18 protein-coding genes are annotated in these 18,318 nt (G+C 46.0%); 11 read left to right on the forward strand and 7 right to left on the reverse strand.

Going from position 1 to position 18,318, the window contains the following annotated elements; all coding sequences use genetic code 11:
* Positions 1–319: 319 nt before the first annotated feature.
* The gene (locus IE104_RS11955) at positions 320–1,231 is read right to left on the reverse strand and encodes an outer membrane protein assembly factor BamD (protein WP_189418859.1); all 912 of its coding nucleotides are present in this window, start codon (positions 1,229–1,231) and stop codon (positions 320–322) included.
* A 272-nt stretch (positions 1,232–1,503) separates the two neighbouring features.
* Between IE104_RS11955 and rluD the strand changes: the two genes are divergently transcribed.
* The 3 genes from rluD to IE104_RS11970 all read left to right on the forward strand — a co-directional run bounded on the left by rluD (position 1,504) and on the right by IE104_RS11970 (position 3,734).
* The gene (gene rluD / locus IE104_RS11960; protein WP_189418861.1) at positions 1,504–2,472 is read left to right on the forward strand and encodes a 23S rRNA pseudouridine(1911/1915/1917) synthase RluD; all 969 of its coding nucleotides are present in this window, start codon (positions 1,504–1,506) and stop codon (positions 2,470–2,472) included.
* A gap of 151 nt (positions 2,473–2,623) precedes the next feature.
* Positions 2,624–3,388 carry a peptidoglycan editing factor PgeF gene (gene pgeF, locus IE104_RS11965; protein WP_189418862.1) on the forward strand — a complete coding sequence of 255 codons (765 nt, stop codon included), beginning with the start codon at positions 2,624–2,626 and terminating at the stop codon, positions 3,386–3,388.
* Positions 3,381–3,734 (forward strand): hypothetical protein, encoded by a 354-nt coding sequence (locus tag IE104_RS11970; protein ID WP_189418864.1) that lies wholly within the window; start codon positions 3,381–3,383, stop codon positions 3,732–3,734. Before pgeF ends, IE104_RS11970 begins: the two co-directional genes overlap by 8 nt.
* Positions 3,735–3,757: 23 nt before the next feature.
* Here the strand turns inward: IE104_RS11970 and IE104_RS11975 are convergent, their stop codons facing one another.
* Complete coding sequence (locus IE104_RS11975; protein ID WP_189418866.1) at positions 3,758–7,867, reverse strand: PAS domain S-box protein; 4,110 nt, start codon at positions 7,865–7,867, stop codon at positions 3,758–3,760.
* 282 nt (positions 7,868–8,149) lie between these two features.
* On the opposite strand from IE104_RS11975, the gene IE104_RS11980 reads away from it, so the two are divergent.
* Together IE104_RS11980 and IE104_RS11985 are read left to right on the forward strand one after the other, a co-directional pair.
* Positions 8,150–9,598 (forward strand): amino acid permease, encoded by a 1,449-nt coding sequence (locus IE104_RS11980; protein WP_189418868.1) that lies wholly within the window; start codon positions 8,150–8,152, stop codon positions 9,596–9,598.
* A gap of 125 nt (positions 9,599–9,723) precedes the next feature.
* Complete coding sequence (locus IE104_RS11985; RefSeq protein WP_189418870.1) at positions 9,724–10,377, forward strand: DUF2306 domain-containing protein; 654 nt, start codon at positions 9,724–9,726, stop codon at positions 10,375–10,377.
* A 36-nt stretch (positions 10,378–10,413) separates the two neighbouring features.
* Here the strand turns inward: IE104_RS11985 and IE104_RS11990 are convergent, their stop codons facing one another.
* Together IE104_RS11990 and IE104_RS11995 are read right to left on the reverse strand one after the other, a co-directional pair.
* Positions 10,414–10,614 carry a hypothetical protein gene (locus tag IE104_RS11990; protein WP_189418872.1) on the reverse strand — a complete coding sequence of 67 codons (201 nt, stop codon included), beginning with the start codon at positions 10,612–10,614 and terminating at the stop codon, positions 10,414–10,416.
* 59 nt (positions 10,615–10,673) lie between these two features.
* On the reverse strand, positions 10,674–11,069 hold the full coding sequence (locus tag IE104_RS11995) for a nuclear transport factor 2 family protein (RefSeq protein ID WP_189418873.1): 396 nt from the start codon (positions 11,067–11,069) through the stop codon (positions 10,674–10,676).
* Between the two features lie 261 nt (positions 11,070–11,330).
* On the opposite strand from IE104_RS11995, the gene IE104_RS12000 reads away from it, so the two are divergent.
* The 5 genes from IE104_RS12000 to IE104_RS12020 are packed head-to-tail and all read left to right on the forward strand — an operon-like array spanning position 11,331 to position 15,219.
* Positions 11,331–11,729, forward strand: a complete 399-nt coding sequence (locus IE104_RS12000; protein ID WP_189418875.1) for an MAPEG family protein — start codon at positions 11,331–11,333, stop codon at positions 11,727–11,729.
* A gap of 21 nt (positions 11,730–11,750) precedes the next feature.
* Positions 11,751–13,514, forward strand: a complete 1,764-nt coding sequence (locus IE104_RS12005; RefSeq protein WP_189418877.1) for an ABC transporter transmembrane domain-containing protein — start codon at positions 11,751–11,753, stop codon at positions 13,512–13,514.
* Between the two features lie 39 nt (positions 13,515–13,553).
* Positions 13,554–13,982, forward strand: a complete 429-nt coding sequence (locus IE104_RS12010; protein ID WP_189418879.1) for a YybH family protein — start codon at positions 13,554–13,556, stop codon at positions 13,980–13,982.
* A 58-nt stretch (positions 13,983–14,040) separates the two neighbouring features.
* On the forward strand, positions 14,041–14,652 hold the full coding sequence (locus tag IE104_RS12015; RefSeq protein WP_189418881.1) for a GyrI-like domain-containing protein: 612 nt from the start codon (positions 14,041–14,043) through the stop codon (positions 14,650–14,652).
* Positions 14,653–14,694: 42 nt separating this feature from the next.
* A complete protein-coding gene (locus tag IE104_RS12020) occupies positions 14,695–15,219 on the forward strand; it encodes a DUF2937 family protein (RefSeq protein ID WP_189418882.1) in 525 nt (174 codons plus the stop codon).
* Here the strand turns inward: IE104_RS12020 and IE104_RS12025 are convergent, their stop codons facing one another.
* Together IE104_RS12025 and IE104_RS12030 are read right to left on the reverse strand one after the other, a co-directional pair.
* Entirely contained in the window at positions 15,220–15,600 is a 381-nt protein-coding gene (locus IE104_RS12025) for a transmembrane 220 family protein (RefSeq protein ID WP_189418884.1), read from the reverse strand. It lies immediately after the preceding gene.
* A 125-nt stretch (positions 15,601–15,725) separates the two neighbouring features.
* A complete protein-coding gene (locus IE104_RS12030; RefSeq protein WP_189418886.1) occupies positions 15,726–16,868 on the reverse strand; it encodes a flagella assembly protein FlgT middle domain-containing protein in 1,143 nt (380 codons plus the stop codon).
* Between the two features lie 141 nt (positions 16,869–17,009).
* On the opposite strand from IE104_RS12030, the gene IE104_RS12035 reads away from it, so the two are divergent.
* Complete coding sequence (locus IE104_RS12035; protein ID WP_189418887.1) at positions 17,010–17,465, forward strand: hypothetical protein; 456 nt, start codon at positions 17,010–17,012, stop codon at positions 17,463–17,465.
* Between the two features lie 109 nt (positions 17,466–17,574).
* Here the strand turns inward: IE104_RS12035 and IE104_RS19035 are convergent, their stop codons facing one another.
* Entirely contained in the window at positions 17,575–18,219 is a 645-nt protein-coding gene (locus IE104_RS19035; protein ID WP_229837879.1) for a PEP-CTERM sorting domain-containing protein, read from the reverse strand.
* Positions 18,220–18,318 lie beyond the last annotated feature (99 nt).

Consider the following 18,318-nt stretch of genomic DNA (forward strand, 5'->3'; position numbering starts at 1 on the left):
CACAGCCGCAGGCTGCCCGAAGGGCGAACGCCAAGGATGGCGTGAGTGACCAAGCCTACGATTGTTAAGAAGCAATTGCCGAGGAAAGCCGTTTAGCACAGCCGCAGGCTGCCCGAAGGGCGAACGCCAAGGATGGCGTGAGTGACCAAGCCTACGATTGTTAAGAAGCAATTGCCGAGGAAAGCCGTTTAGCACAGCCGCAGGCTACGCGAGGATGACGACTCCCTTCTAAACTGAAGGACAGATTTTTCCAGTCTGGGACAAATCCCAGGCACAAAAAAAGCGGGCTAACCCGCTTTTTTTAAACCATCGCGCTAACTTATTTAGCTACACGCGGTGCCTTTTGATATTGAGCGTCGTAAAGCTCGCGGGTATCAAAACCAATGGTTTCTTGTTTGGTAAACAAGCCCAGGGTGATAGAGCCCAGAAGATTGCGCTCGTGATCCTGGAAGGCGTAATCGTAGTCAAACTCACCTTTTTTGTTGAGTGCGGGGAAGTTTGGATAGTTGGTGCGGAGCACGCCTAAAACTTCATCTGCACGATCTTGCATGCCGAGCAGGTGATAACCCTGTACCATAACGGCCAGTGCGTCCGGAGTAGCTGGAGCTTGTGGATAGTTTTCGATCACATAGCGGCCACGGCTAATAGCGGCAACATAAGCTTGGCGTTTGAAGTAATAGTTAGCTACGTGTACTTCGTAACGGGCCAAACCATTGCGTAGGAACAACATACGCTTCTTGGCGTCGGCAGCGTAAGGGCTGTCAGGAAAACGGTTAAGAAGCTGGGTAAAGTTGGCCAAAGATTCACGCGCATCACCCGGGTCGCGCTTGGTCATGTCGGTCGGCATAACACGCTCGAACATGCCCTTGTCTTTGGTGAATGAGCTTAGGCCCATCATGTAATAGGCGTAGTCAACATTGCGGTGTTGCGGATGCAAGCGAATAAAGCGGTTCGCCGTGGCGATAGCTTCATCGGGCTTGTTGTTATTGAAGTAAGCGTAAATCAGCTCAAGCTGGCCTTGTTCGGCGTAGGCTCCAAAAGGGAAGTTCTCTTCCAACTTTTGCAGGTTCTTGATAGCGGTTTCCCACTGCTCGTGTTCCAGCTGTTCTTCGGCGGCATTGTAAAGATCGGCCTCGCTGGTGAACTTCTCCTCTTTCTTGTCACTGGAAGAGCATGCGGTCAGCAGCGCAAGTGAGGCAATCAGAGCAAGGGGCAAAAATCGCTTAAGCATAAAAAGTTAACTCAAATAGTTTGGTGATAGATTTTTATCATCATTGAAATAAGCAGAAAGAAGGTGCCAAAACGTCATGAGCGAAGGCTAGATGAGGCAAAAGTCAGCAAAAAAACGGAGTTTACACGGAGTAAACGAGTATTTTTTGTTGGCTTTTAACGATATATAGTCGAGCGTAATAGTTTTGACGCGTTCTTTTAGCGGCGTATTTAAACACAGAGCTTGCCGATACCAAAGCGGCATTCGTTTTTAAACTGAGGTTTTACTTCTAAATGAAAGATGTTTTTGAACTTAGTGTGCAAGTGCCATTCTCCATGAGTGGGTTGCGCTTCGACCAAGCGGCCTCAGAGTTGTTCCCTGATTTCTCGCGTTCACGCTTACAAAGTTGGATTAAAGATGGCCAACTCAAGGTCAACGGCAAATTAGGTAAGCCGAAAGACAAGTTGATCGGCGGTGAAACCCTTGATTTGAATGCAGAACTGGAAGCCCAGGGCGATTGGCAACCAGAAGAGATCACGCTGGATATAGTCCACGAAGATGAAGATTTGCTGATCATCAACAAACAAGCTGGCTTAGTAGTTCACCCTGCAGCTGGCAATTACACGGGTACCTTGGTTAATGCTTTGCTTAATCACATCCCTGAATTGATTAACCTGCCGCGTGCAGGGATTGTGCATCGCCTGGACAAAGAAACCACTGGCTTGATGGTTGTCGCCAAGACTTTAGAGGCTCACACTGATTTGGTCGCCCAACTAGCTGACCGCACCGTAAGCCGCGAATACGAAGCCGTCGCTGTAGGCGCTATGACCGGTGGTGGAACCGTAAACGCTCCTATGGGACGCCACCCGATTCACCGCAAATTGATGGCGGTGCTGAGCCAGGGTGGTAAGCGCGCCGTGACTCACTATCGTGTTGCGACGCGTTTTCCGCATCACACCCACATTAAAGTAAAACTCGAAACGGGCCGTACGCACCAAATTCGTGTGCACATGGCGCATATTGGTTTTGCTCTGGTGGGCGATAAAACTTACGGCAAGAGTTTTAAAATTCCCAAGGGTGCTAACGAGCATTTGGTTGAAGCGCTAAAAGCTTTCCCGCGTCAGGCATTGCATGCGGCCAAGTTAGGTTTGGAGCATCCGGGTACCGGCGAATACACCGAATGGACAGCGCCGCTACCCGAGGATTTTAAAAATCTGTTAGAAGCGCTCAAGCATGGTTATGAGCATGAACCGAAGGATTAAATAGCTTAAGTAGAGAGTCGTCATCCTCAGCTGCGCCCCCTGGCTAGCGGGGATCCAGCGCCTTTAAAGTCAAAAGCAAAGTCACTGGATCCCCTACGGGGATGACGATTGCCTGCTTAAATAATTCAACATAGATAATTATTTCTTCATCATGGATAAGACCAACCACATTATTCCCAATTGGGCTGCACCGGCAAATGTAAAAGCCTGTATCACCACTCGCAAAGGTGGTGTTAGTCGTGCGCCTTATGAAAGCAATAATTTTGGTTTGCACGTGGGGGATGACGCACAAGCTGTTACGCAAAATCGTTCAGCGCTTTGTGATGAGTTAGGTTTAATTCAAAGTCCTCAATGGCTTGAACAAATTCACGGCATAAAAGTTGTCAACGCGAAAAGTGATGGCTTGGTACGCACTGCCGATGGCAGTTATAGCAATGAAAAGGGCCAAGCCTGTTTGGTGATGACGGCAGATTGTTTGCCGATTTTATTGTGCGATGAAAAAGGCACAGAAGTCGCTGCGATTCACTGCGGTTGGCGCAGCCTTGCCAAAGGTATTACCGAACGTGCACTCGCAAAATTTTCTGCTTCACCGGAAAATGTTCTCGCTTATTTAGGTCCCGCAATTTCGCAACCTAATTTTGAAGTGGGGGTGGATGTGTTGGAGGCTTTTTTCAAAGCAGCACGCAACCCAGCCCATGCAGATGCAATCGCCAAGGCTTTTATTTCTGCGCAGCGCCCGTTACATTTTTATGCAGATATTTACGCGCTGGCACGCGCTGAATTAAATGCGTTAGGCGTAACAAAAATATACGGCGGGAATTACTGTACCTACGCGCAAGCTGAGGATTTTTATTCTTATCGCCGCGATAAAACCACCGGGCGTATGGCGAGTTTGGTTTGGTTGGCTAATGATTAGCATGTGGCTGGTGAAACATAAAAAGAAACTGATTTTACTTTGCGGTATTGTGTTATTTTTGGGATTAATCTATTTCCTGTTTATTTATTATTTAGTCACCAATGGCTTCAGGAATTACCAGAAGTTCTGCTCTAACTACATTCCACAAATAGAAAGCTATCAAGCCAAACATGGCATTTATCCCTCGGCTATTAATGATTTTGAAAAGCCTTCGTTTTCATGGCGCTATGATGCCGAGGAATGTAATTACATTGCAGACCCTGATGGTTTTAGCTTTCAAGTGGCAGACGGGTTATTTGGCATATCTATCTATATCTCCAAAGAAAAACGCTGGGTTTATGATTAAACAAGAGCCCTGATGACGCGTCATTATGGGAGATTATTGATTGTAGTTTTTAAATCATTTATCCCCACTGGTCGCGCAAAATAGTAGCCTTGGTAAGCATCGCATCCCATTTCGGCTAGCGCATCACGCTGCTCGGCAGTTTCTACCCCTTCTGCAATTACTCGCAATCCCAAACTATGCCCAAGTGCAACAACGGTTCGTGCAATTGTTGCGTCGTTGTTGTCGGTGAGTAAATCGCGCACAAAAGATTGATCAATTTTTAGTTGATCAAGTGGCAAGCGTTTTAAATAAGATAAAGATGAATAACCCGTACCGAAATCATCGAGCGAGAAGGTGACGCCCAGGGTTTTTATTTCAACCATTTTGACGATCACTTCTTCCACATCTTTTGCCAACATGCTTTCGGTGAGTTCAAGTTTAAGGTGATGAGGATTGGCGCCGGTTTTTTGCAGTGCAGTCGTTACTGTTGCAACAAAATCCGGATGGGCAAATTGAATAACACTAACATTCACCGCCATGCACCAATTAGCTGTTTGCGGTGATTTTGCCCACTCCACCAATTGCATGCAGGCAGTTTCCAATACCCATTGTCCGAGTGGCAAAATCATTCCAGTTTCTTCCGCTAAGGGAATAAACGCAGCAGGCGAAATCATGCCATGTTGTGAATGTTTCCAGCGCACCAGTGCTTCTACACCTATGGGTGAGCCCGTGCGATCAACCTGCAATTGGTAGTGCAAAATAAATTCCTGCCGCTCCAAGGCTTTGCGCATACTTTTTTCCAGTTCGATTCGAACTGAAACGGCAGCTTGCATAGTGGGATCAAAAAAGCGCGCCGTATTGCGGCCTGCGGTTTTGGCTTGATACATGGCGACGTCGGCTTTTTTAAGCAACTCTTCCATAGAATCGGTTTGGTGCAGGAACACCACAATGCCAATGCTCGGGGTAATTACATAGGAATGGTCGCGCAGTGTATAAGGGTGCGAAAGGGCTTTTAATACTTTGTGGGCAATCATTTCCGCTTGTGAAGCAGCCTCGTTGGGGTAGGGGCTGAGGGCTTCAATCAACATTACAAATTCGTCACCGCCCATGCGCGCCACAGTATCGCCTTCGCGTCCGCAACTTTGCAGTCGCGTTGCAACTTGTTGCAGCAACACATCCCCTAAATCGTGACCAAGGCTGTCGTTGAGCTGTTTGAAATAATCCAGATCCAAAAACATCAAGGCGCCGTGTTGGTCAGTGCGGCTAGAGGTAATCATGGCCTGCTGCAAACGGTCGTAAAGTAAACGGCGATTAGGCAGGTTGGTGAGTGGATCGTAAAACGCCAGGCGATAAATTTCTTCCTCATCCTGCCGCTGTTGGCTGATATCGCGTACAAGCCCAACAAAAGTTACTTTACCCGCGCGCAAAATTTTAGAAATCGACAAGCTCATGGGGAAAATTTCGCCGTCTTTGCGTTGACCTTCCACTTCGCGCAAGGTGTTGAGTACCGGGCCATCTAAAGATTGGTTGTGGCGATGCAGGTAAGCTTCGTGTTGGCTTTTAAAATGGCTGGGCATTAGCTCAGTGACATTGCGCCCCAAGACTTCAGCAGACGTGTATCCAAAAATTTTACTGGCAGCGACGTTGAAAGATTCAATCACACCTTCGGTGTTAATGGTGATAACACCGTCGAACATATTGTCCAGAATCGCTTGGGTGTGTTGCAGGGATTCTTGCAGCGCCAGCTCGGCGAGTTTGCGCTTGGTAATATCCATCACGACTACAAACAGGCCCTCAACCTGGCCGTTTTCAACATCGGGAATGTATTGCGTCCACACGTAGCGGCTGCCACCCGGGCGCGGAATTACACGCTCAAAACTTTGTGCAGTGCCGGCCAATGCGGCGAGCATATAGGGTTCATTTTCACGGTATAAAGCTTCGCCGATGATGTCTTGCGGTTTGGATCTGTAGACTTCCTCAATCGTTTTACCAAACCAGGTCAAATATTCTTTGTTGGCGAAGTTGCAGCGTAAATCTTTGGTCCAGTGCGACACCATGCCGGGAATGTTGTGCGCCAGTGTGGCAATAAAGCGCTCGTTTTGGCGAACCGCTTCTTCTGCCAGCTTGCGTTCGGTAATGTCGTGGGCAACGGCGAGCAGCAGCGGTTCCGGTTGCTGGCTGATGAAGCGCGCAGACAATTGGATAAAACGAATGTCGCCGTTTCGCCGGCGCAGTTGGAACTCGAAGTTATCGATTTTGCCTTCACTGAGCAGGTGCTGCCGCATGTTCTCCCGTTCAAGTGGATTGACCCAAAGACCCAACTCCACGGTGGTGCGCCCAATAACTTCTTCGCGTGTATAGCCTGTCGCTTCACAAAAATTATCGCTGCAATCAATCATAACTCCGTCAATGTTTTGCAGTGTTAAGGGGTTGGGAATGAGCTTGAAGGTGCGGCGGAATCGCTCATCCGCACGACGCAACGCGGCTTCAGATTGGTATCTCGCGGTGACATCGCTGAACACCAGGACTATACCGATAATCGTTCCCGCTGAATCGCGAATAGGAGCGGCGCTATCGGCAATTTGGTATTCAATTCCGTCCCGGGCGATGAGTGTGGTGTGGTTCGCCATGCCGACAATTTGGCCGCTTTCGATAACCTGTTGTACCGGATTATTCGCTATTTCACGCGTGTAGGCGCTGATGATGCGGAAAACCTCGGTTAAAGGCTGCCCAATGGCGTCAGTTAACTTCCATCCGGTCAGCCGCTCAGCGGTAGGATTCATTCGGGTAATGCGGCCTGCGGCATCGGTTGCGATTACCGCGTCACCAATAGATTGCAGGGTGATTGCAAGATTTTCTTCGCTTCTGCGCAGCTTCTCTTCCGCTTGTTTGCGTTCGGTAATGTCTATAGCGATAGACATGAGAGTTCCATCGGGCAAAGTGGTCGCTATGATGTCGGCGGGAAAGCTCGAGCCGTCCTTGCGCAGTAACAACCATTCGCGGAAGTAAGGTGCGCCCGAGGCTATTTTCTCCAAAGCAGGATCTACCAGATCAAGTTCTGCCGGTGTGACCACATCTTTAGGGCGCAACTGACGCAATTCATCCCTGGTGTAACCCAGTAACCTAAGAAAAGCAGGATTACCATCAATTAAGAAGTCGTCGGGGTTCGGCGAGACAATATTGATGCCAATAGGGCAGCTGTCAAACAGTATGCGATAGCGCTTATCGCTCTCTGCTTGCGCATCTTCAGCGGTCAGGCGCTGCTGTAGCATTGTGCGTAAATTTTGCTGGGTTTCAGCCAGCCAGCCCAAGACACTGTTTTTCCGGTTGGCATTAACAGAAATTGGAGCAGAAAAATCGCCCTTACCCAAACGTGCAATCTGGGTATAAACCTCGGCGACCGAGCCGCCCAGGGTAATGCGTAGGATTTGGCTTATGCGCCATAAAAGCACGGCCAGGCTAACGCCGAATCCGATGAGCGTAAGCCGTGTGAATGCGAGGGTTTCTTTGGACTGAATAAGGGCATGCCGGGTGCGGGAATCTATTTGTCTGTAGAACTTATCGATTGGAACAATGATGGCTGCTTTGGCTTGGTCATAGCTGTGACCAAATAAGAATGATAAGGCCTTGCGGCGGTTCTCCTCCCCTTCGGCACCAGTACCTGCATTGTCAATCAGGTTTATGGCGTTGAGTTCGGCTGTAGTCAGTACATCAGCGTTGGCTTTAGCGTCATAAAGTGTGCGTAGTTCTTCCTCATTCGCACCTGCCTCACGTATTAGTTCCAAGAGGGCTATTTTGCGTTCGTTTGGAGCTGCCTTGGGTTTGCCGGCGATAAGTGCTAAATGCCAATAATTGTTTTGATAATTGTGGGGTCTGGGCAAGTTGCCGTCGCGAATAGCCACAATATCTTGGTAATATTGTTTATAGATGGGGTTGCCAGTTGCCGCGTAACTGCGCACCATGCGCGTCAAATCATCGGAAGACTGCCGTAACTCATCGGCATATTGGAGCGATAGATTGCGCTGGTCGTTAGCAATATCAACCTGTTTTTCAGAGTGGACATAGGTAATAAACGTGATCACTAGCGCAGCAAATAGGCTAAGCGCTAGCCAAACACTAAACGAAACATCGGTATAACTTTTTCTGGCGGACATCTCGATTTCCATTTCTACTAAGCCAAATGGCTTTAAGATAAAGCCTTATTTTATAAAGCACACCGGGTGCCAAATAATCCTGCTAACGAAGCGCTCGGTGTTTGATCGGAAAAACGTCAGATTTTTAAATAATCTGTCATTATTGTAGAAGCAAAATAATAAAACGTTAGGTAAATCCGTGGCACAAGTGTTGCTCAGTTCAAAATATTCAATTCTTTTTTTTAATAAAAACTAATTAAATTTTATAAATAAAGCCTATTGGAAAAAAATCCGGAGAATAAGATGGCACATGGCTCGTTTTTGAATGCATTACTGCGCAAAAAGGCAGTGGTAGATGATGTAGACAACATTGGCTTAAAGCGCTGTTTAAGTGCATTCGATTTAACATTAATGGGCATAGGCGCCATCATAGGGACTGGCATTTTTGTGCTAACGGGTGTTGCCGCCGCAACAACGTCCGGGCCAGCTGTCATTATTTCATTTGTACTTGCCGGTTTGGCCTGTGCATTTGCTGCGCTCGCTTATGCGGAATTGGCGTCAAGCGTTGGCGGCGCGGGTAGTGCTTATGGATATTCCTACGCGGCTTTCGGCGAATTCATCGCGTGGATTATCGGTTGGGATTTGATTTTGGAATACGGAGTTGCAACGGCGGCGGTGGCCAATGGTTGGGCGGGTTATTTTAATAATGCCTTGCACGCGATTGGTTTGGGCTTGCCTGATTACCTGACCAAAGGCCCTTTCGCTGTTAATGCAGCAACGGGTTTGCCGGACGGTGGAATCGTCAACCTTCCTGCTTTCGGAATTATTTTTGTTTTAATGATTATGCTGATTGTGGGCGTTAAGGAGAGCGCAAAAATAAACACGGCCATGGTATTTGTAAAACTTATGGCGATTGTAATTTTTTTATCCGTTGGTATTTTTCATATCAATCCAGAAAACTGGAGTCCCTTTATTCCTTTTGGTTGGTTTTCGCACGATGAGTTGGGTAAACCTCTCGGAATTTTTGCCGGTGCATCTGTCGTGTTTTTTGCCTACGTAGGGTTTGATGCGGTATCTACTGCCACCGCAGAAGCAAACAAACCGCAACGCGATATTCCCATTGGTATTCTCTGCTCACTCATTTTCTGCACACTCATTTATATTATTGTGTCTGGTGTATTAACGGGCATGGTTTCCTATAAAGAATTAAATGTTTCATCGCCCGTTGCATTTGGTTTGCAGCGTGTTGGTGTTAACTGGGCATCTGCGTTAGTGGCAACAGGTGTTATCGCCGGCTTAACAACTGTTATGTTGGTGCTTTATTACGCTTTGACTCGAATTCTTACTGCCATGTCGCGCGATGGTTTGGTTTCACCCTTCTTCGCCAGTGTAAATTCCAAAACCCAAACCCCGGTAAAAAACACCGTTATTTGCGGATTAATCATGGCTGTTATGGCTGGATTTATTCCGCTTAACGCTCTAGCAGAGCTGGTCAACATAGGCACGCTTACAGCCTTCGTGTTGGTTTGCATTGGTGTTATTGTGTTGCGTTTCACGCATCCTGATTTGAAACGACCTTTTAAAATGCCTTACGGAATAGTGTTGTCGGTCTTAGGTGTTATCTCCTGCGCGCTCTTGATTATTCCTCTGCCATGGCAAACGCATTTACGTTTTGTTTTATGGTTGGCGGTTGGTCTGGTCATTTATTTTGCTTACGGTATTCGTAAAAGCCATTTACGGAAACCAGAGTAAATTGAAGTGTTTAAAAAAAAGACGCATCCAAAGCGTCTTTTTTTTCGTCTATTGATTCCGTGTTAAGAGTTCTGCCTTTTTCAAAAAGGCTCGAACTTCAGATTATTCATAACAAGGAATTTTCCATGCAAAAGAAATTTACTCTCGGTTGGGTCGCGCCCACTCTTTGGTTTCTGGGTGCGCTGGCAATTTATTCTGCGGTTGATCGCATGCTTATTACCTTTGGTTCCTTATTAAGCGGCGTTATACCGTCTGACCCAGCCGATGCGCACTATGTTAAACACGCGCTTTTAATCAGTTTTCATATAATTCCAGGGTTTCTTTTTTTGGTTTTAGGGCCGCTGCAATTTATTTCGTCCATAAGATCGCGCTGGCCCAAGGCGCATCGTATTAGCGGGCGAATTTTTATTGCCTGCGGATTTATAACTGCTGTATCTGCAATTGCAATTAACATAATGTTTCCACCGTTCGGCGGATTATTCAAAAGTATTGCCGTATATGTGTTCAGTCTTGCGCAAATCTTTACATTAATTGTTGCGCTACGAGCAATTTTGCGCCGGGAAATAGCGCGTCACCGAGCGTGGATGATTCGCGCTTTCGCTATAGGGTTGGCGATATCTACCATGCGCATATTTTTTATTCCCGCTTATCTACTTTATGGTATGCCCAGCGATTTTACGGTTGCGTTAGGAATGTGGATTGGCTTTTTAGTCAATATTGCCGTTGCGGAATTTATTTTATGGCGAGAGCGAAAAACCCAAAGGGTTAAGCTTGGGTAGTCGTGAATGGATTATAAAAGGGGACATACATCCCCTTTATTTTTGCAGCTGAGCTTTTAAGCGGGTTAAATGACACCGAAAATTAACGGTTAAAAAATCCTTGTGAGCATGACTAATATTTTTCGCTGCGGAGGAATCATAGTAACTCGCCGTATAAAATCCAAAAGCCCATTGGCTAATGACACCCATAGAAAATACCAGTAACGCAGCAGCGGCTAAACCTTTGCTTTCATCCATTATAAGCTCCTATAAAAATCTGGTATTAACCCGGTCAAACCATGGTTTGATGCAATGCGTTAATCTCTGACAAAACGTACTTCGGTAATCAAATTGTTTTCAACTTTATAAATTGAAATATATTTAGTTTTCTTACCAAGATATTCCACAGTTTCATGGTTGATAACATAGCTATCATTTTCTAGTTGCGTATGAATGGTCACATGCACAACACCCTCTTTAAACATTGGCTCAAAAATGGACTTCAAATGTTCCTTACCCTTTGCAAGCGATGTGGTTGGGTAGGTATAAACCTCAATATTTTCTGCATAGGTATCCAAAAAGGATTTTAGGTCGTGTTTGTTGTAAGCATCCATTCGTTTATTAACAACCGCAAGTGGCGAGGACGTGTTTGCTGCAAATGTAGGGGTTGAAAATACGGATAGCGCAATGAATAGCAGAACAGCAAATCGCATCTTTATTTCTCCTTGAATGAATTTTGACGAAATGATTAAGGTCAATCCCTTAGATGGCATAACCTTGATTTTAGATGCACCTCTTTTTATATATTAAGCAGTTAAAGTGTTAAGTTTTGTTGTGGCGAATGGGGGTAGAGTGCGTTGACAAAAGTCACCGATTTGTCACTTTGGTTAGTCTCCAAGCCGTGAATCATTGATTTCCCTTCAAATTGTCCCCACTCTTCTTAAGATTTCATTTTCCCCCGCTAAGGAGTTTTTATGGCAATGCATTTTCCGGCAATCATTACTTTGCTTTCGCTAGTGTTATTTTTTGTGATTGTTCTTTATGTCGGCTATGCCCGAACTAAATACGGAATTAAAGCACCTGCTACAACCGGTAATCAGGAATTTGAGCGCGTCTTTCGCGTACAAATGAATACCCTGGAAAATCTAATTTTATTTTTGCCGGCCCTTTGGTTGTTCAGTCATTACGTAAGTCCCTTATGGGCGGGCCTGGTAGGTGTGGTGTGGTTAATTGGCCGCATTGATTATGCATTCAGTTACTCACGCAATGCAGAGGCGCGCAGTCGTGGTTATGCCATAAGCGCGCTTGCATTTATAGTTTTGTTAGTGGGTGCAGCTCTAGGTGTTGTGTTGCGAATAATGGCAGGCCTGTAAAATAATTTTTTGGAAATCCATATGTCCGAATCTACCGCTTTGCCTATTCCTAAACGCTTAAGCCCTCTGTTGGGTTTGCTTCCGTTTGTAAAGCCTTATTGGCTGCGCTGGATATGGACATTTATCGCTTTGGCCGTTGCCGCTGGTACCACACTCACTTTACCGGTAGCGTTTCGCTATTTAATTGATTCGGGTTTTTCATCCGGGCATAGCGAACATTTGAATCGCTATTTTATTTTGCTATTTGGTTTGTCGATAATCTTAGCGGTGGCAACAGCCTTGCGATTTTATTTTGTATCCTGGTTGGGCGAACGCGTAACCGCCGATATTCGCAGCGCGATTTATTCTCATATTTTACGCATGAGTCCGCAATTTTTTGAAATCACCAAAACCGGCGAAGTGCTTTCGCGTTTAACAACAGATACCACTTTAATTCAAACCGTAGTGGGCACCAGCCTGTCTATGGGTTTGCGCAACTTGTTTATGTTGATCGGCGGCATTGCCATGCTGATAGTTACCAGTCCAAAGTTGGCCGGATACATTTTAGTAACCCTGGTTTTTGTAATTGCTCCAATTTTATTGTTCGGCAGAAAAGTACGCAGGCTGTCGAAGGACAGCCAGGATCGTGTCGCAGACTCCAGCGCAGTTGCAGGCGAAGTATTAAATGCAATGCCGACGGTGCAATCCTACACTCAGGAAGATCGCGAAAGCGTGCGCTTTGATTTATCGGTTGAAAATGCATTTCAAACAGCACTCTCGCGTATTCGCGCGCGCTCAATGCTAACTGTTGTGGTAATTGTATTAATTTTCGGTGCTATTTCATTTGTATTATGGCTTGGCGCCCAAGCGGTTTTGTCAAACCAAATGACAGGTGGGCAACTATCACAATTTATTATTTACGCTGTTGTGACTGCAGGTGCAATTGGCGCGATTACCGAAGTGTGGGGCGATTTACAGCGCGCAGCGGGCGCGACTGAACGCTTAATGGAATTGTTACATATCCAGTCACCCGTGGTGGAAACCCAGCAACCGAAAAAATTACCGGCATATGGCGAAGGTATCGAGTTTGAAAACGTAAATTTTTCCTATCCATCTCGCCCGGACACGCTTTCGTTAAAAAACTTCTCGTTAAAAATTCGCCACGGCGAACATGTTGCACTGGTAGGGCCATCGGGCGCTGGTAAAACAACCTTGTTCCAATTGTTATTCCGTTTTTATGATCCACAATCTGGTGTGGTGCGTTTCAACGGCGTTGATCTACGCGATTTAACTTTCAAAGATGCGCGCGAACCTTTCAGCGTGGTTCTACAGGAAACCGTCATTTTTGCAGGCAGCGTGCTAGACAATATTCGCTACGGCAATACCAATGCAACTTTGGAAGAAGTAAAGCAAGCAGCGAAAATGGCAGCAGCAAGCGAATTTATTGAAGCCTTACCGCAAGGCTACGATACCTTTCTTGGTGAGCGCGGTGTGCGTTTATCCGGCGGCCAGCGCCAACGTATTTCGATTGCACGTGCAATTTTAAGTAACCCACCAATTTTATTATTGGATGAAGCTACTAGCGCACTTGATGCGGAAAGTGAACGCCAAGTTCAACAGGCGTTGGATAACGCAGCGCACAATCGCACAACCTTAGTGATTGCTCATCGTTTGGCTACAGTGCAAGCCGCAGATAGAATTGTGGTAATGGAGGCAGGGGAAATAGTAGCAGAGGGCACTCATGCGCAATTGTTGGTTGAGAGCCCCTTGTATGCGCGATTGGCTAAGTTGCAGTTTACGGATTAATAGTCATTTGATGTGTATTTATAAAGTGAGGAAATTTACATGGCCTTAAATAAAAATGAAATAGCGCAACTGTTGGAGTTATATAAAGCGGCAGTTTTTGAAAAAGATGCCGTAAAATTTCTATCGTTATATGATACATCCTCCAGGGTTTTTGATACCTGGGGTGTTTGGGTATTTGAAGATCTGGAATCGCGTCGCCCTGTTATTGAGAACTGGTTTGGTTCTTTAGGTGACGAGCGCGTCACTGTAAATTTTGACGATGTTCAAATCACCGGGACGGAAGAAATTGCCGTACTTACCGCAGTGGGAACCTATGCGGCTATATCACTTGATAATAAAGAGTTGCGGTCAATGCAGAATCGCTTCACCTGGGCGCTAAAGCGATATGCGGCTCAATGGAAAATAGTTCATGAACATACTTCAGTTCCTATCGCCAATGATTTGACTGCCAAGTTGCAGAGAGATTAATGCGCAGTTGTGACTTACTGTATTCATCGCGGGTTTAAAAATAATAAAGAGGCAAAAAATGGAAAAGCTTGATTTCAAAAAGCATTATAAAAATTTGTATCAAACCAGCTCGAAAGAAGTTGTCAGCGTAGAAGTACCGCCACTCAATTATTTTATGATAGATGGCGAGGGTGACCCTAATACCTCGCCTGCCTATGCTGCTGCGGTTGAGGCCTTGTTTACTTTATCCTACACGCTGAAATTTATGGTCAAAAAAGGCGAGCTGGCAATTGATTATGGTGTTATGCCGTTAGAAGGTTTGTGGTGGGCTGATGATATGGCTTCATTCAGCGTTGACAATAAAGCCGACTGGAAATGGACTATGATGATTATGCAACCGGATTCTATTACACCTGATCTGGTTGAAAAAGCTGTTGCTGAAGTTGCTCGTAAAAAGAAGTTGGCTGCCTTGTCTAGTGTGCGTTTTGAAACTTATAACGAAGGCTTGTGTGCACAGCTACTGCATATTGGCCCATTCTCTGAAGAAGGGCCATCTGTTGCCAAGGTGCATGATTATATTGAAAGCCGGGGAGCCTTATCTGGCATTCATCACGAAATTTATTTGAGCGATATTCGAAAGGCTGCGCCTGAAAAATGGAAAACCATTATTCGGCAACCAATGACAGTTTGAACTTATTGCGAGTGGTTCCGATAACGAATGCGGAGGCAGGGCTTGAATTTCATTATTAATATATTTGATAAAATTGTATTCGGCGCGCTTTTGTTATTGTTTTTCCAAGTGCCGATTTTAGCGGATCACTACTTACAATATGTTAGTGGCTATTTCGCTGCTATCGAGAGTCAGGTTGAAGGATTCAAAGAAAACGCCGCCAAACATCATTATACAGATGCCTATGCAATGATTAATGATTTGCGGACTAATTCGAATTCAGTCGTGCGCACAGATGCGGAACAGAAAGTGCAAACCATGCACGAATATGAAGAGCTTAAGAAAACCATTACAACTTTGCAGAACGGAAATATTTATCAACGCGCCTGGTTTATGTTTAACCCGGCACGTTGGGATACCTTGAAAAAAGTCGGCGAAAATTTTAAACCCGGTATTCCGCTCAGTTTGAACGATATAGGCTTTAGTATTTTGACCGCGTTGATCTTAAGTGTTTTATTAATGTGGCCATTCAGGTTGCTGTTAACCAATCCAAGGCGCACCAAACATTATGCAAACAGTTTGCGATGATTATTTAAATAATTTTACGCGCGCAATCAAAGCAGAAATCGCAACTAGCCCTAAAGCGATCAATGCACCAAGGAATTCGCGGCACTCTTCAATATAAGGCTTCTGTGGATTCATTCCCTGCATCAAGGGTTCTTCTGTCATATGCAAATAATACTGGTAGGCACCGGGTGCGCTGTTAATAATTTCCAACATACAAATTGCTACTGAAAACCAGAACAGTGGTTTATAAAATTTGTTGGCCACCAATAGCAAGGGCACCAGTGCGCAAATAACGTAAAAGCTCACCCATATCAGTGGATCGGGATCATTAAATTGCAAACCAGCAAAGCCCAATAAAGTGATACCGAAAATTACATAAATTGCTTTGCGAAGATAATCCATGGGGAAAGCCTTTGTGATTGCGCTTGTTTGCGCAAGGTTAAAATAGCAATGATCGTGCGCTATTTTAACCTGTTGCGGGCTTTCTACTAGCGGGCAAAAAATAAATATGCGTAAAGACGCAAGGTCTAAGGTGATACGGCTAAAAACTGTCCGGTTAAATAACTGGTCCCACTGATTACGCCAATGCTGTGCGAGGGATAAACTTCGCGCAATTCAATTGCCGCATTGCGGTTTACCAAGCGAACCTCATGTTTGTCATAATCTGTCTCGGAGCCTTGCACTACCATTTGGTAGAGTGCGAGTGTATCGCCCGAGCGCAAACCGTTATTGGCGCCGCCCTGCAATAAAATTTGGGTTTGGCCGGGACGTGAATCAATTTGCGCAATATAAGGTTGGCATTGGACAACAGCACCCACTTCTTTGGAGGCCATTTTTACTAGCCCTTTAATTTGTTGGCCGTAGTCGGTTTTCCAAAATAGCGGTGAGCCGAATCCAACGTCTTTTGTTAAACCCCAAATGCCGTAGGTGTCGTAACGTTTGCTAAAAAGTGTTTGGCCGGTAAAGCCATCGCGCAAATTAACCTGAAAGCTAAACACACGTTCGCGTTTGTCAAAACGATTTTTCATTTCAATAAAATCAAATAATCCGTTTAAAAAGCGCGTGTATAAACCGGGGTTGTAAGTGGCTTCGGGATGCGTCATCGCCATATCAATTATTTCGCCGGTTAACACCAGCTGTGTGTGTTGATTGCGCGCGAGCTTCTGAATTTGTTGTGCGAGCAAAGTGTCATCACTCAGTGCAGGCGAAGGAAGGCTCGCATTTAATTGTACGGGTGCGATTGCACGCTTTTTGGCAACCAGCTGCTCACCCAGCATTTGCGGTAGTTGGTGTTCCGCATCGTTCAGCGCGCCAGCGTTGGAACTACTTGGATTAATACGTGGGAAAGCAGTCAACAGCAGAGATTTTTGCAGTAAATTGTTCTCGTTGCTGCGGCACTGGTTGTTGCCCCGTTGATAAGACTCCGCTTTGGATTCGACCACGGTTGCAGTCGGCTTGGGTGCAGGCGTTACCTCTTCTACCGGTGCAGTAGTGCTCGCTTTGGGAATACTTTGGTTGTCAAAAGGAAGGCTTGTGTTCGCCGGTTCGCCCGCACTCGCTGTAGCTTTGGGTTGCACGGGTTTAAAGTCACCCATTGCCCAGCCGTCAGCAGCAAAACTCGTTGTCGCTAGAATAATCATTAAACGCAGTAGCCGAGATCGAATAGGCATGACAAACTCCCGCCACAAGAATTATAAGTACCTTCGAAATTCATAACCGAAACGGTTGTCGTAAGGATTCTGAAAAGGTTATCGGCCAAGGTTTCGGCTTCTTAACCCTAAATGTGAACTGCTTTCTGACCAGGAGAAAATATGTTGTCGGCTAAGGTTTTAGGTGCTGTTTTGGTGGTGGTTTGTGGATGTTTGGTGGCCTGTGGAACGCCCGGCCGCAGCTATACCGATACCAAACTGGTGGAAACCCTGGAAATCGAGATTATGCCGAACACAAGCAAGATGTTCGTCTATCGCCTGCGCCTGCCAGAAGACCGAATTGCGAATGGAGTAAAAGTCGAACGTGGCGGTTTTCAGCGTGGTGATGTTGATCGTGGTGGCGTACCTATCAGCAGCTCCACGCCCAAACGCTTGCTGGAAAACACCGGTTACGTCGTAGAACGCTTGGGCTACTGTCGCGAAGGTTTTTTGGAAATAGATTCCAGCGTTGCACCTTACAACCTGTGGATGAAAGGCGAGTGCAAAGAAGGCGCGACTGAAGAAGATAAGAAGAAATTTGGTACGAAGCAAACCTTAGCCGTAACACTCTCCAAGTAGGGCAATTAGGCCTTAGAGATTTGCGGGATAAAAGCTTTTTCGGGGGAGCGGGCTGTATAGCAAAAAAACCTGCTCGCAGGCAGGTTTTTTTGTTTCCGGTGTTAGCTTATTAAGCTTTGCGACGACGAGCTGCCAGAAGACCAGCAAGGCCGAGTCCGAATAGAGCAATTCCCGCTGGCTCTGGAACACTTGTTGTGGGAACGCCAACAGAGGTTGCGCCAAATTTAAAAAGGTGAGCGGTAGTGTTATCAAAACGATAGCCGCTACCAAACCCAGCTGCAACGATAACGGTTTCGTTGCTGTTTGGGATTGCTGCGCCCCATGTTGTTTGCGCAAATGCCGCTTGTACGTCAACCAAGCTGGCATTGTAAGTTCCGTTGGTAACGGTGCCTAGATCATAACCGCTGAGGAAAGGGCGAACTTCACCACTCATAAACACTGGAATGCTGGCTATGTTTATGCCGTTAACTTTGCCACTGATATTCTCTTCTCCGCCGCCGCCCATAGCCAATACATAAAAGGTGGTGTCGCCGGGAGCAAGATCAAATGTTAGAGTTGAAAGCGCCGGAATCTGGTCCATCCAAACTTTGTTGTTTTGGTAAAGCACATTGTTGATGCTTGTTGATGTTCCACCAAAAATAGCAAAGTCATTGTCAGCAACCATAGAGATGGTGAACGGAACGGCGCTTGCTGCTCCTGCAGTAATAAGCCCAGCAGACAAGGCAATCGCTTGAATAAATGTGTTTTTCTTCATTGGTTTTTCCCTAAGTTGATGATTGAACCAGTAATAACCAACTCTCGCTATGGCGAGACGGCCATCATTTTCTGGGAGCAAGCAAACCGCATACCAGCG

The organism is Cellvibrio zantedeschiae, assembly GCF_014652535.1.
Classification (GTDB): Bacteria; Pseudomonadota; Gammaproteobacteria; order Pseudomonadales; family Cellvibrionaceae; genus Cellvibrio; species Cellvibrio zantedeschiae.